14 protein-coding genes and 1 tRNA gene are annotated in these 12416 nt (G+C 60.0%); 8 read left to right on the plus strand and 7 right to left on the minus strand.

What is annotated here, in order from left to right:
* Window positions 1-112 precede the first annotated feature (112 nt).
* Window positions 113-745 (minus strand): HD domain-containing protein, encoded by a 633-nt coding sequence (locus LAN61_14990; protein ID MBZ5541822.1) that lies wholly within the window; start codon window positions 743-745, stop codon window positions 113-115.
* A gap of 89 nt (window positions 746-834) precedes the next feature.
* On the opposite strand from LAN61_14990, the gene LAN61_14995 reads away from it, so the two are divergent.
* Complete coding sequence (locus LAN61_14995) at window positions 835-1701, plus strand: maleylpyruvate isomerase N-terminal domain-containing protein (GenBank protein MBZ5541823.1); 867 nt, start codon at window positions 835-837, stop codon at window positions 1699-1701.
* Window positions 1702-1733: 32 nt separating this feature from the next.
* Here LAN61_14995 and LAN61_15000 read toward each other — a convergent pair whose 3' ends face one another.
* Both LAN61_15000 and LAN61_15005 read right to left on the minus strand, forming a co-directional pair.
* Window positions 1734-2438, minus strand: a complete 705-nt coding sequence (locus LAN61_15000; GenBank protein ID MBZ5541824.1) for a hypothetical protein — start codon at window positions 2436-2438, stop codon at window positions 1734-1736.
* A 245-nt stretch (window positions 2439-2683) separates the two neighbouring features.
* Entirely contained in the window at window positions 2684-3031 is a 348-nt protein-coding gene (locus LAN61_15005; GenBank protein ID MBZ5541825.1) for a cupin domain-containing protein, read from the minus strand.
* Between the two features lie 212 nt (window positions 3032-3243).
* On the opposite strand from LAN61_15005, the gene LAN61_15010 reads away from it, so the two are divergent.
* From LAN61_15010 to LAN61_15040, 7 genes are all read left to right on the plus strand, one after another.
* Complete coding sequence (locus tag LAN61_15010) at window positions 3244-3666, plus strand: transposase (protein MBZ5541826.1); 423 nt, start codon at window positions 3244-3246, stop codon at window positions 3664-3666.
* A 39-nt stretch (window positions 3667-3705) separates the two neighbouring features.
* Entirely contained in the window at window positions 3706-4170 is a 465-nt protein-coding gene (locus tag LAN61_15015; GenBank protein MBZ5541827.1) for a transposase, read from the plus strand.
* Between the two features lie 85 nt (window positions 4171-4255).
* Window positions 4256-4603, plus strand: a complete 348-nt coding sequence (locus tag LAN61_15020; protein ID MBZ5541828.1) for a hypothetical protein — start codon at window positions 4256-4258, stop codon at window positions 4601-4603.
* 129 nt (window positions 4604-4732) lie between these two features.
* Window positions 4733-6985, plus strand: coding sequence for a trehalose-6-phosphate synthase (locus LAN61_15025; protein MBZ5541829.1), 2253 nt, complete (start codon window positions 4733-4735; stop codon window positions 6983-6985).
* Between the two features lie 38 nt (window positions 6986-7023).
* Window positions 7024-7824, plus strand: coding sequence for a trehalose-phosphatase (gene otsB / locus LAN61_15030; protein MBZ5541830.1), 801 nt, complete (start codon window positions 7024-7026; stop codon window positions 7822-7824).
* Window positions 7821-8480 carry a DUF5752 family protein gene (locus LAN61_15035; protein ID MBZ5541831.1) on the plus strand — a complete coding sequence of 220 codons (660 nt, stop codon included), beginning with the start codon at window positions 7821-7823 and terminating at the stop codon, window positions 8478-8480. The genes otsB and LAN61_15035 overlap by 4 nt, the downstream gene beginning before the upstream one ends.
* The gene (locus LAN61_15040) at window positions 8477-9703 is read left to right on the plus strand and encodes a glycosyltransferase (GenBank protein MBZ5541832.1); all 1227 of its coding nucleotides are present in this window, start codon (window positions 8477-8479) and stop codon (window positions 9701-9703) included. Before LAN61_15035 ends, LAN61_15040 begins: the two co-directional genes overlap by 4 nt.
* Window positions 9704-10294: 591 nt before the next feature.
* Here the strand turns inward: LAN61_15040 and LAN61_15045 are convergent.
* The 4 genes from LAN61_15045 to LAN61_15060 form a co-directional block, all read right to left on the minus strand.
* A tRNA-Glu gene (locus tag LAN61_15045) sits at window positions 10295-10369 on the minus strand.
* 234 nt (window positions 10370-10603) lie between these two features.
* Complete coding sequence (iscX, locus tag LAN61_15050) at window positions 10604-10822, minus strand: Fe-S cluster assembly protein IscX (protein ID MBZ5541833.1); 219 nt, start codon at window positions 10820-10822, stop codon at window positions 10604-10606.
* 148 nt (window positions 10823-10970) lie between these two features.
* Window positions 10971-11381, minus strand: coding sequence for a 2Fe-2S iron-sulfur cluster binding domain-containing protein (locus LAN61_15055; protein ID MBZ5541834.1), 411 nt, complete (start codon window positions 11379-11381; stop codon window positions 10971-10973).
* Between the two features lie 17 nt (window positions 11382-11398).
* Window positions 11399-12416, minus strand: a 1018-nt coding sequence (locus tag LAN61_15060; GenBank protein ID MBZ5541835.1) for an Hsp70 family protein, incomplete at its 5' end; no start/stop codon positions are given.

Raw genomic sequence — 12416 nt, forward strand, 5'->3', positions numbered from 1 at the left:
CGCCTAATGAGGAAGAACGAGTTTCGAGTTTCGAGTTTCGAGTTTCGAGTTTCGAGTTTCGAGTTTCGAGGTATGACAGAGTTCAATGCATTTTTCTAACAGCAACAACCTGTCAGTCGGCAGGGCGGGCGCGGCGTTCCAGCGCGGAGACCACGCGGTCGAGCTCCTCGACGAGCGGCGTCACTCCGGCGGCGCGGAACTCCTCGACCAGAGCGCGGTAGTACCACAGCGTGCCTTCTTTGCGCCCGTGAAAGCGCTCGAAGACCGCGTCGCCGAGCAGGCGATGGTCGGCGAGAATCTCGCGTACGTTGGAAAGCTTGTCGGCGGCGGAAACCAGGCGGACCTCGGGCGATTCCCGGCGCACGCGGCGGATGTAGCGCTCCTTGCGTTCGCGCCACGGCGGGCGGAAGGTTTCGTCGGTGTCCGTGCAGCCCGCGACGATGCGCGCCACGCGCGTCCCGAACTTGCGGCGAATCTCGCGCAACCGCGGCAGGCCGCCCTGATCCTCCACGGCGTCGTGCAGCAGCGCGGCGATGACCGCGTTCTCGTCGCCGCCATACTGGATCACAATGGAAGCCACGGCCAGGAGATGCCCGACGTAGGGGTGTTCCTTGCCCTTGCGCGTCTGCCGGGCGTGGATGCGCGCGGCGTAGCCCAGCGCGCGGATGAAGCGGGAGGTCAGGGCGGGCGCGTGCGGCGCTTTCTTTGGCGGCGTGCGGCGCGCTCTTTTTTTCGGCGTGGACATATGCGCTGATACGTATACTAGTATGCCACGGGAACGAAGACGAGGACGGCGGAACGAAACGCAAATTATTGTATGCTCGGCAGCGAATTATGAATGCAGCGGAACCCATCGTGGTGACCCAGGTCTACCCGCAGGTGGAAGCCCGCCTCATCGAGTTGCTGCGCGCGCTTTCTCCCGAAGACTGGCGCCGCGCGACCCTCTGCCCCGGCTGGACCGTGAAGGACATCGCCGCGCACCTGCTGGATACTAACCTGCGCCGCCTGTCTATGGCCCGCGACGCATTTTTCGGCGAGGCGCCGGAGAACGCGAACAGCTACGAGGGCCTGGTGCGCTTTCTCGACCGCTTGAATGCCGATTGGGTGCGCGCCGCCCGGCGCATCAGCCCGCGCCTGCTCACCGATTGGATGGAGATCACCAGCCGCGAGGTCTGCGCGCACTTCGCTGCGCTCGATCCCTTCGCCAAGGCGCCGTTCTCCGTGGCCTGGGCCGGCGAGAGCGAATCGCTCAACTGGTTCGATATCGCCCGCGAGTACACCGAGCGCTGGCACCACCAGCAGCAGATCCGCCTGGCGGTGGCGCGCCCGGGCAGCTCCACGGCCTCGGACATCCTGACCCGCGAGCTCTACTATCCCGTGCTGGATACCTTCATGCGCGCGCTGCCGCGGACGTATGCGCAGGTGGACGCTCCGGAAGGCACAACCGTGAAAGTGACCGTGACCGGCGAGGCCGGCGGCGCCTGGCTTCTCCTCCGCCGCGCCGCCGCGTGGCAGCTCACAAATACGGAGCCGGCTTCCCTCGCCGCCGAAGCCGCCATCCCGCCAGATCTCGCCTGGCGCCTCTTCACCAACAGCCTCCCCGCCGAAGCGCGCCGCGCCGTGCAGACGCGCGGCGACGCGCGCCTCACTGCTCCGCTCTTCCAGGCCGTCGCCGTCATGGCCACGCCGAAAAGTCATTAGTGAAATTGGGTTGGGGACCAGATGCCAGGTGCCTATTTCGCTTGGGTCGTGGAAACCGGACGTAGTGAATAGAGGATGGTATTGATATCTGCTTGGGAAGGTCTGTTTTTCGAGCCGCGTTCCGCCCCGATCAAAATCTCAATTTTACGATCCTGCGCATCGAATGCCTCAATGTTGACCACATCGTCTTGTGCCGGACCGCCCTTTTGGAAGCCTCGAAACCGGCTGGTCTCGAAGGAATACAAACCACCTTTGATCCCCGTCATCCATATTTGCTTCAGGGTGAGGAAAACCGAGTTGCTCACCATTTCCTGCCTGGAGGAAAGCAACCGTAAGTCTCCGGGGGTAAGGTTCCACATCCAGGAACGCAGTGCATATCTTGAACGCACAGCCTCGTCACCAAGCACAGCCCGGAGCTCCACTCCACGCTTCGTCGAGCTCTGCTTCATTAGATCCAGTTCATTGGCACTTTGCGCTGAGTCAAAAATCGTAACGAATTGCCCGCCTGAGAAGTTGAGCGTGGCGACCGACTCAAATTTTCTTTCTCGCTTCACGTCGGTCCATGGCGATTCGAATTCGTATCCGAAATAGGAGAATGTCCTTCCTTTGGATGGCTCGGTCGCGACGACGGGCAGCGGCGTCGGCACAACCCATAACTCGGCCGCATTGCGAACCTCCCACTTCGTATAAAGAAGAACGCCAATCGGGCGTGCATAGATGGCAAGGAACACACCCATGACAACGCACCTGATTGTCGAGGGCCTTAGGATGCGCCGAACGCTCAAGAGATTCGGAATGCCTCGTTTGGAACTTGTACGAATGATTTACTTAAGCCCCGCATCGTACACCCGCTTTACCCGCTTCTACAACACTCTGGAATGCGCACACTCAGGAAGCGAGTCCGCATTTCTCGTGCTCCCCCTGCAAAACGGGACACGTAGGTTAGGTAGGGACTGGGGCCTCCCAGATCAACTTCATCGGGCTACGAGCGAATCATCGTCAGCAGCATTTTGAATCGGGTGAGCGCCTTCAGCGAGTGCGGTTGATTTGCCGGCATGAGGACCGCTTCTCCGGCTCTCGCCATCAGCGGTTTGCCGGAAATCACGATTTCCACTTCGCCCTCTAAGACATGCGCCAGCGCGTCGAACGGTGCGGTATGCTCGCTGAGACCCTGGCCCTCGTCGAAAGCGAACAGCGTAACGGTCCCTGTGGCGCGCTTCACCAGCGTCCGGCTGACCACTGCTCCATCTTGATACGCCACCAGCTCCGCCAGCGAAACCGCTTCCGCCGCGGGCATCTCGCCCTTGCTTGGTGCATTTGGTGAACTCATCTTTAACCGCCTCCGCTGCGACTCTCTGACGGTATCACGAGCGATCTGAAAATAGGCGCTTCCCGGAAGCGTACCGGGAGTCAGAGGATGAAAACGGGAAAAGTTGGTGGCCTAGAAGCCATCTGGCTCTGTTGACATCCTCGTGACAACTATGAAAATTCGCAGGAGCCGACGGGTCGAGTTTGTTGTTTGCTACGGAGGCAGGAGGCGCGATGGCCGAAGTCGGACTCCTGCCTTTTGCTCGCATCGCCCTGCAAGTCTCCAAGGCGGTGCTTCCGCGTTACCGCAGCCGTTTCAGCAGGCGCCAATTCACGCAGCCGCAGTTGCTGGCCGTCCTCTGTCTGATGCGCTACGAGGACTGGACCTTTCGCGAAGCCCAGGTGCGATTGGGCGGGCACCGCGAATTGCGTCAGACGTTGGGGCTCGTGAGTGTGCCCGATTTCACGACTCTGTATCGCTTCCTGAAGCGTCTCGACGACCAGACCATCGATCGAGCGGTCGGCGAGGCGGTGCGCCGGTTGCGCGGTTCGCGATGCCGGGGGCGCAGGCGGGCTCGCGTGGCCGTGGACGCGACGGGCTTGGCGCAGGGAGCGGTCAGCACGTTCTTTGTGCGGCGCATGCATCATCACGGGTAAAAACCGCTGTCGTGGCGCCACTGGCTGAAGTGGGTGGTCGTGGCGGATCTGGATCAACAGTTCTTGTTGTCGCAGATCGCGCGACGCGGTCCGTGCAACGACTGCGCGAATTTGCCCGCCGTCGTCGAAGCGGCTTCCGAGCAAACGCGCATCGGGCTGGTCCTGGCCGACGCCGAGTTCGACAGCGGGAGAAATCGCACGTATATCCGGCAGCATCTCGGGGCGCGGAGGGTGATCCCCGCCAAGCGCGGAAAGAAAACGTGGCGCGTGCGTGGAGTGCGTGCCGAGATGCGGCGGGCGTTTCCGCGAAAGCTCTACCGGCGCCGCGCCCTGATCGAAACCCTGTTCTCTTCGGTGAAGCGCAAGCTCTCGGCTCGCGCACCGGGTCGCTCGCTGCGGATGCAGATGCGCCAAGCCCTGCGGCTCGGACTGAGTTTCAATCTGTATCGCTTGAGGCATCGCTATCCTTTCCTGAGGATGTCAACAGAGCCAGATAACTTTTAGAATGATCTGCCTTTTTCTGTTGACTTTGGCTCTTGATGTGCCTCATTCTTTCTATCCTGGCCGAAAAAACTCACAGGAGAGTTCTATGCGACTCCGAACAGTTCTTTCGCTGGCCACCCTCTTTGTACTCTGCTTTACCGTCGCTGTGTGGTCGCTACCCGTGAACACCCGCCCTTTGCTCAGCGGCCTCGCATCGTCAAATCCCACAGTCACGGGAAAACTCTCCGCGATTGGAGTTGCCTCGCTCACCAATGATGTGAAGAAATCACAAGACGCCGAACCCATGCAATTCCTCATTGATGACAACACCAAACTCGAAGGGAAGCTTACAGTCGGTGCGCAAGCAACGGTCGAATACCGCGCGTCGGACAATGGTAAAAACGTTGCCCTGCACGTTGTCGTTCAGCCGGTGGCATCTCTTCACGAACATTAATTGCAACGGCTCATTTTTCTCTTGCTAGCCGAATCCTTCTGAACCCATTCGCGCTCGACGCATCCAGCCTCCCTGCGCGATATTTTTTGAACCGCGAGGCGACTGATGCGCACGACTCTGAAAATGATCCTGCCCCTCATTATCAGCGTGTCCGCTGTCTCTCTGCTGTTCGCTGGTTATCAGGTCCGCACAGAGCGCCGCAATCTACGCCGGGATCTCTCGCGACGCTCCCAAGTTCTTGCAGAAAGCCTGCAGACAAACATCGAGCCTCTCTTCGAACGCGCGAATGAAAAAAACAATGAAAGGTATATGCAGCGTCTCGTGGAGCGGTTCGGCAAGCACGATCAATTCAAAGGTATCGCCGTCTATGACACGGCTGGCACTGCTCTAGCCATGACTTCCGGCCTCGCCGCGCTGCTCCGCACCTGCCCGGCCACCGCAGCGCACGCCGTCCAACAAGATGCGGCCACCGAGGACTATGTCGTCATCGGCGACGCTCCGTTCCAGATCTACGCTCTGCCGCTACATCGGGCTGGAGAAATCGTGGGGGCACTGGCGCTCGTCAATGACACTGCTTACATCGATGCCCAGGTCTCCCACACGCTTCGCGATTCACTGGTGAATGCCGGCGTTCAGACTCTGCTCATCGCCGGACTCGCTCTTCTCCTCGTCCGCTGGAATTTCATTGCCCCGCTCGCGCGAACTGCAAAATGGCTCAGCATCCTTCGCACCGGCCAGCCGCATGCTCCTCCGGCTCTTTCGCAGAGCGAAATCTTTGCTCAGTTCAATCAAGAGGTCACGCACCTCGCCAACGATCTCACCTCTGCCCGCGCCGTCGCCGAAGAAGAAGCCCGCCTGCGCGACTCCCATGTTTCTCTATGGACCGCCGAGCGCCTGCGCGTCAGCTTCCGCGCCAAGCTGCAGGGCACGCCCCTTTTTGTGGTTTCCAATCGCCAGCCGTACATCCACACCTTCAACGGAAAAAAATCCATCGAAGTCATCGTCCCGGCGAGTGGGCTGGTCACCGCGCTCGAACCCGTCCTCCTGGCGTGCGACGGCACTTGGGTTGCCCACGGCTCGGGCAGCGCCGACCGCGCAGTCGTGGACGCGCACGACCGTCTCCGTGTGCCGCCCGATCATCCGAGTTACACGCTGCGCCGCGTCTGGCTCACCCCCGAAGAGGAGCGCGGCTACTATGCCGGCTTTTCCAATGAAGGCCTCTGGCCGCTCTGCCACATCGCGCACACCCGCCCGGTCTTCCGCCCGCAGGATTGGGAGCGCTACCAGGAAGTCAATCGCCACTTCGCCGACACCATCCTCCAGGAAATGCAGGGCACCGAATCACCGATACTTCTGGCGCAGGACTATCACTTTGCTCTGCTGCCGCGCATGGTCAAGGAAGCTCGCCCCGATGCCCGCGTCGCCATTTTCTGGCACATTCCCTGGCCCAATCCCGAAGTCTTCGGCATTTGTCCCTGGCAGCGCGAGCTTGTTGACGGTCTTCTCGGCGCGGACCTCATCGGCTTTCACATTCAGTCGCACTGCAACAATTTCCTGGAAACCGTCGAGCACGCCTTGGAAGCTCTCACCGAATGGGACCGCTTCGCCGTCAACCGCCAGGGCCATGTCACTCGCGTGCGTCCCTATCCCATCAGCGTCGCGTTTCCTGACAGCAGTCAGACGCGAGTCCCGCTGCGCTCCCCGGGCAAGGAGCGTGCCGATCTATTCGCCGAGCTCGGCGTCGAAGCCTCTCTCCTCGGCCTCGGCGTAGACCGTGTTGATTACACCAAAGGCATTCTCGAGCGCTTCCGCGGCATCGAGAGATTCCTCGAACTGTTTCCCGTCTACCTGAACCGCTTCACTTTCGTTCAGATCGGCGCACCTAGCCGCACCCACATCGACCGTTACCACCATTATCTTGAGGAAGTCTCCGCGGAAGCCGATCGCATCAACGCCCGCTTCCAAACCGCCCTCTGGAAGCCCATCGTGCTATTGAAGCGCCACCATTCACACGAGGAAATTGCGCGCTTTTATCATGCCGCTTCGGTGTGCCTCGTCACATCGCTCCACGACGGCATGAACCTCGTCGCCAAAGAATTTGTCGCCGCGCGCGACGACGAGCGTGGCGTTTTAATCCTCAGCACTTTCGCCGGCGCCGCGAATGAACTCTCCGACGCGCTCCTCGTCAATCCCTATGATGTGCAACACCTGGCTCTGACCGTTTGCCGCGCCCTGGAAATGCCGGATGAGGAACAGACTGCCCGGATGCAGCGCATGCGCCGCGGCGTCCGGAAACACAACGTCTATCGTTGGGCCGCAAATCTCCTCTCTGACCTGACCGAAATTCGCATTGATACTCCGGAGCGCGCCGAAGTGCCATGAACCCCGCCCAACGCCGATTCCTCATACAACCTGGAGACTTGGTCGAATCAGCCTCAGGACATCTCTCCTCTGGCCGCGTCACTCATCTTTTTTCTCAGTGGCCTATTCTCGCTCCTCCGATTCGCGAAGCTTCCCATATCGTCCTGTTCCTCGATTTTGATGGCACCTTGGTCCCCATCGCTCCGCGTCCCGGGCAAGTTCGGCTGCGGGCCGCGACACGCGGACTCCTACGGCGCCTCGCCCCTCACCCTCGTCTCTCTCTCATCGTCATCAGCGGTCGCCGCCGCGCTGAACTCCAGCGGTTCATCGGCATTCGCGGCATCCGATATCTGGGCCTTTATGGCTGGGAACATGATGGTAAAGTGCAGCTTCCCATTCAAGCGACCACTGCCCTGCGCTGTGCCCACAACACGCTCAGAAATCTTCTTTCGGCGTCTCCCGGCGTCTGGATCGAAGACAAGCGCCATAGTCTTTCCATCCATCTTCCCGACACGGCTCAAGCATTGCGGCGCAATCTTCGCCGCACCCTTCGCGTGCTCCTTCGGCCATTCCTTGACCACCTGCACATTTTCGAAAACTGTCGCGACTTTGAAATTGTTCCGCGCTCGAATCAAGGCAAAGGCCGCGCCGTGCGTGATCTTCTCGCTCAGCCAACCTTCCGCCGCGCTTTGGTCATCTATTTCGGCGATGATCTCTCCGACGAACCCGCCTTCGCCGCCATCCCCCATGGCGTCTCCGTCCACGTCGGTTCGCCTCGCGCGACGTCCGCCCGCTATTTCCTTCGCAATTCCGCGGAAGTCACCGCCGCACTCAAACGATTGGAGGCTGCTCTTTCATGAACATTGCCGAAACACCTTTCGAATTCTTCACCGTTGCTTATCTCACACGTATCGGCAACCAGTCCGCCTGCACGCTCTCCGAGCTGCTCTCCGGACTCGAACATTGCAGCGACAACTCCATCTTTCATCACACCTATCAAACTCTCGGTGCCCACCACTTCCTGACGGAAGGTTTTTCGAATGATTTCGCCCAGTGGGTGCTTGCCGCTGCGAACCGCGACCCGCTCGCCGAGCAGCTCGCCGCCCTCGACATCCGTGACTACGTCTCTATCGCCGCCCTCCGCAGCGATCTCTGCCGTCTCGTCCGGGATTACTGCGCCGAGCATCCGCAGTTCGCCGCGCAATCCGCCCTCGAACCTTTCTACTTCTGCGAAAGCGTCGAGGTGACCGCGCCTCTCCGCTACAAAGCCGCCACGCTCGAACAATTCCGCTACGGTCTCGAACGCCTCAGCCACGCCGCTTTCTACTTTCATTTCATTTCCTCTCGCCTTCGCCTGCACCTCCAGACCAACGATTTTTCGCTTTGGCTGAATGGCGGTCTCGGCCTTTCCACTCTCGCCTCGAGTTTCAATCGCATCGACATCTACACCAACACGCTCGACACCGTGCGCAGCAAAATGTTCCGCCTCATCGATCGGGAACAGAGGAAACCATGATCGAAGCGCCCGTTGCACTGCGTATCCCCCTGGATGCCTACGCCGCGCTTCTCGGCGCCGGGGAAATCGATGAGCTCCGCGCTCTCGCCGCTCCGCTCAAGGGCCGTAGGGTCCAGATGGTCAATTCCACCGCCGTCGGCGGCGGCGTCGCGGAAATTCTCAACCGCCTCGTGCCTCTCGCACAGGAGCTCGAACTCCCCATTCGCTGGGATGTCATGACCGGCGGCGAAGATTTCTTCGAAGTCACCAAATCCTTCCACAACGCCTTGCACGGCGGCTCTTATCATCCTTGCGCCAAAGACTTCGAAATCTTTCTCGCCTACAACGAACGAAATCGTGCGCGCCTCTCCTTGGACGCAGAATTCACCGTCATCCACGACCCGCAACCCGCCGCGCTCATTGATGCGCGCCGGAGCGGCTCGGGTCATTGGATCTGGCGCTGCCACATCGATCTTTCCCACCCTCATCACGCTGTCTGGACTTTTCTCGAAAGGTTCGTCTCGCACTATGACGGCGCCATCTTCTCTTCGCCCGAGTTTTCCCGGCACCTTCCCATTCCGCAATATCTGTTCTATCCCGCCATCGATCCTCTCTCCGACAAGAATCGCGATCTCGATCCCACTTTCGTATCTGGCGTTCTCGAGCGCTACAACATCGATCCCCGCCGGGTCATCCTCACCCAAATCTCCCGCTTCGATCGCCTCAAAGACCCTGTGGGCGTCATTCGCGCCTATCGCATCGTCAAGCGCTATTTCGATTGCCAGCTTGTCCTCGCCGGGGGCAGCGCCTCCGACGACCCCGAAGGCTCCGCCGTCCTAAAAGAAGTCCTCCACGAGGCCGGCAACGACCCCGACATTCACGTCCTCGAACTTCACGCCTGGGCCCCGCTCGAAGTCAACGCCCTCCAGCGCGCCTCCACTATCGTCATCCAAAAAAGTCTCCGCGAAGGTTTTGGCCTCACCGTCACCGAAGCGCTCTGGAAGAAGAAACCTGTCGTCGCCTCAGCCGTCGGCGGCATCCCCACGCAGATCATCCATAAACACACCGGCCTCCTCGCGCATTCCGTGGAAGGCACGGCCTATCAAATACGTTATCTGTTGTCGCATCCGGAAATCGCCGCGAAACTCGGGGAGCACGGCCACCAGCATGTCAAGGAAAACTTCCTCATCACGCACAATCTCAAGAACTACATCGTCCTCTTCTTGAGCCTCTTGCGTAAGTAATGTCTGGTTACAGATCTACCGTAGTTTTTCCAGACATATCGCGCGGAAAGGTCCTGGGGAACTTATATCGAACGAAGAGATTGGTAGCGTTGAAAGTACAGAGTAACGTTTTCATAGACAACGCCTCACTGCGAATCGCGAACGCAGGAAGCAGTCTCTTATTATCCATCTACCCACTGGGGCGAGGTTGATTGATACAGCGCCCAAATGCCTCCGCTCGTCTCAACTTGCTGCTAACCGCCCGATGATTGTCAAACCGGGACATACGCAGCATACCCCGCCCGTCCGGAATGTCTATTAGCAGCTACAAATCCTTCCCTTTTCGCACACCAATAAGCACTGGAAAACATTCCGATACGGCTGGAATGGTGACATATCCGCGACAACTTTCAGCCGAGCCGTCGTCAGCCTTGGCCAGTCCTTACTTCTGAATGCTCCTCGGTTCTGGGCTGAGTTGTCTTTGGAACAGCGACAAACATTGCAGCAAGTTTTTTTCGCGTGGTGTTCAGCATAGGGACAGAACTTATCGAACCGCTGAAACCAGCTTGCTTTTTCTGCAGTTAGAGACGAATCCGGTCAACAAAGAAGAGTTGGTAGCGCTAACGGGAATCGAACCCGTATTTCAGCCTTGAAAGGGCCGCGTGCTAACCGTTGCACCATAGCGCCACCGCTGTGAGGCCGTAACCTTACTAGAATAGGAGAAAACGGAGGATTGGTCAAAGCGGCCTGGGGTGACGGGAAGAAAAAGACGAAATTCGAAACGCGAAATCCCTTAACAAACACACCCTGCGAGAGGAGACGAGTTTCGAGTTTCGAGTTTCGAGTTTCGAGTTTCGAGTTTCGAGTTTCGAGTTTCGAGTTTCGAGTTTCGAGTTTCGAGTTTCGAGTTTCGAGTTTCCCTTACCCCTGCCGGTCCTGATACTCCTCACGCCAGGCCATCTGCACCGCTTCCAGCTTGGCTTCGTTGGAGGCCTGCGGGTCGCCCGCAAAGCCGGGCAGCTCGCACACCCACTTGTGCAGGTCGGTGAAGCGCACGGTCAGCGGGTCGGTCTCCGGAAACTTGTCCGCCAGCGCGATGGCGATGTCTTCTATCTTGTCCCAACCGAATGTCGCCGGCATGCCTGGCTCCTGCAAGAAGTGGACTCGTGACGCGTGAAAGCCCGCGGGTTCGACAGTCAACAGCTTGTAAAGCTACGCCCAGCAGTAGGGTTTACTGTCGACTTTCAACTGTCAACTTTTGACTTCCCCCGTCACAAATCGCGTCCTCTCAGTGATCCAATTCTTTCGCGTAGTTCTTGTTCCACTCCGGAATCTCCACGGTGATATCCGTTGTCCCGTCGGGTACGCACTGGCAGCCCAGGCGCGACTTCGGCGTGATCCCGGGCGCTTCGTCGAGCTGGTCGAGTTCGGCGTCGGTAGCTTCGTTGCACGTCTCCATGCCCTGCTGCACGATGACGTGGCAAGTGGAGCAGGCGCACACCCCGCCACAGGCGTGGTCCAGGCCCATCTTGAAGCCCTCGGCGATGTCCAGGATGCTTCCCGGAATCCCGTTGTGGCCGTAAGGGAACTGCGCCGGATCGACCTCGACCGTCTTGCCGCTGGGAAGAAACGTAACCTTGTATTTCTTCGTGGCGGTTTTGTATTTGACTTCGTCAATATAGGGGTTGCTGCCGCCCATGTGATTCTCCTCTGCCCTCAAACCTCTGCCAGGCGCCGGCCTTCGAGGGCCGTCGAAAGCGCGCTGTTCATCATCAGCTCGGCCAGGTGCGTGGTCGCCTGGTTCAGCTCGTCAATGCGCGCGCGCACCAGCTTGTAATCGCTGCCCGCGGCCGCGGCCTGCAGCGCCGCGACACTCGCGTCAATCTTTTCGCGCTCGCCGCCGGCGAGCTGCGCGGCTGGAACCGCGGCCAGCGCCTTGGCCGTGGCGGTCAAGATCGATTCCGCCTCGGTGCGCGCTTCGATCAGTTGGCGCTCCGCAAAATCCTGCTCCGCATACTCGATGGACTCCTCCAGCATGCGCTCGACCTCGGCGTCGTTCAGCCCGTAGCTCGGCTGCACTTCCACCGTGTGCTGCTCGCCGGTGCGCAGATCTTTCGCGGCCACCTGCAGGATGCCGTTGGCGTCGATCAGGAATTTCACCTCGATGCGCGGCAGCCCCGCCGGCGCCGGCGGCACCTTCAGCGTAAAGCGCGCCAGCGAGCGGCAATCCTTGGCCATCTCGCGCTCGCCCTGCACCACGTGAATGTCGATCCCTGTCTGGTTGTCCACCCCGGTGGTGTAGAGTTCCTGCGCGCTCGCCGGAATCGTCGAATTGCGCGGGATGATCTTGGCCACCGCGCCGCCGTACGTCTCGATGCCCAGCGAAAGCGGAGCAACATCCAGCAGCAGCATGTTCTTCACCCCGCGCGCCAGGATGTCCGCCTGCACGGCCGCACCGAGCGCCACCACTTCGTCGGGGTTCAGTTCGACGTGCGGCTTGCGGCCAAAGAATTTCTCGACCGTGCTGCGAATCAGCGGCGTGCGCGTGGTGCCGCCCACCAGCACCACTTCGTCCATCTCCGTGGGCTGCAGCTGCGCGTCGGCCAGCGCCTGGCGCACGGGCTTCATGGTGCGCTCCACCACCGGCGCGATGAGCGCATCGAGCGCCGCGCGCGTGAATTCCCGGGCATAGACGGCGCCGCCCGCCAGCGGGAAGCGCAGCGTGGCCTTATCC

The sequence above is a fragment of the Terriglobia bacterium genome (assembly GCA_020072785.1).
Lineage (GTDB): Bacteria > Acidobacteriota > Terriglobia > Acidiferrales > UBA7541 > Acidiferrum.

Excerpts from the sequence above, each read along its gene's own strand:
- LAN61_15040 (MBZ5541832.1), top strand. The coding sequence starts at position 8,477 with ATGATCGAAGCGCCCGTTGCACTGCGTATCCCCCTGGATGCCTACGCC.
- LAN61_15000 (MBZ5541824.1), bottom strand. The coding sequence starts at position 2,438 with ATGGGTGTGTTCCTTGCCATCTATGCACGCCCGATTGGCGTTCTTCTT.
- LAN61_14995 (MBZ5541823.1), top strand. The coding sequence starts at position 835 with ATGAATGCAGCGGAACCCATCGTGGTGACCCAGGTCTACCCGCAGGTG.
- LAN61_14990 (MBZ5541822.1), bottom strand. The coding sequence starts at position 745 with ATGTCCACGCCGAAAAAAAGAGCGCGCCGCACGCCGCCAAAGAAAGCG.
- LAN61_15010 (MBZ5541826.1), top strand. The coding sequence starts at position 3,244 with ATGGCCGAAGTCGGACTCCTGCCTTTTGCTCGCATCGCCCTGCAAGTC.
- LAN61_15035 (MBZ5541831.1), top strand. The coding sequence starts at position 7,821 with ATGAACATTGCCGAAACACCTTTCGAATTCTTCACCGTTGCTTATCTC.
- LAN61_15020 (MBZ5541828.1), top strand. The coding sequence starts at position 4,256 with ATGCGACTCCGAACAGTTCTTTCGCTGGCCACCCTCTTTGTACTCTGC.
- iscX (MBZ5541833.1), bottom strand. The coding sequence starts at position 10,822 with ATGCCGGCGACATTCGGTTGGGACAAGATAGAAGACATCGCCATCGCG.
- LAN61_15005 (MBZ5541825.1), bottom strand. The coding sequence starts at position 3,031 with ATGAGTTCACCAAATGCACCAAGCAAGGGCGAGATGCCCGCGGCGGAA.
- LAN61_15055 (MBZ5541834.1), bottom strand. The coding sequence starts at position 11,381 with ATGGGCGGCAGCAACCCCTATATTGACGAAGTCAAATACAAAACCGCC.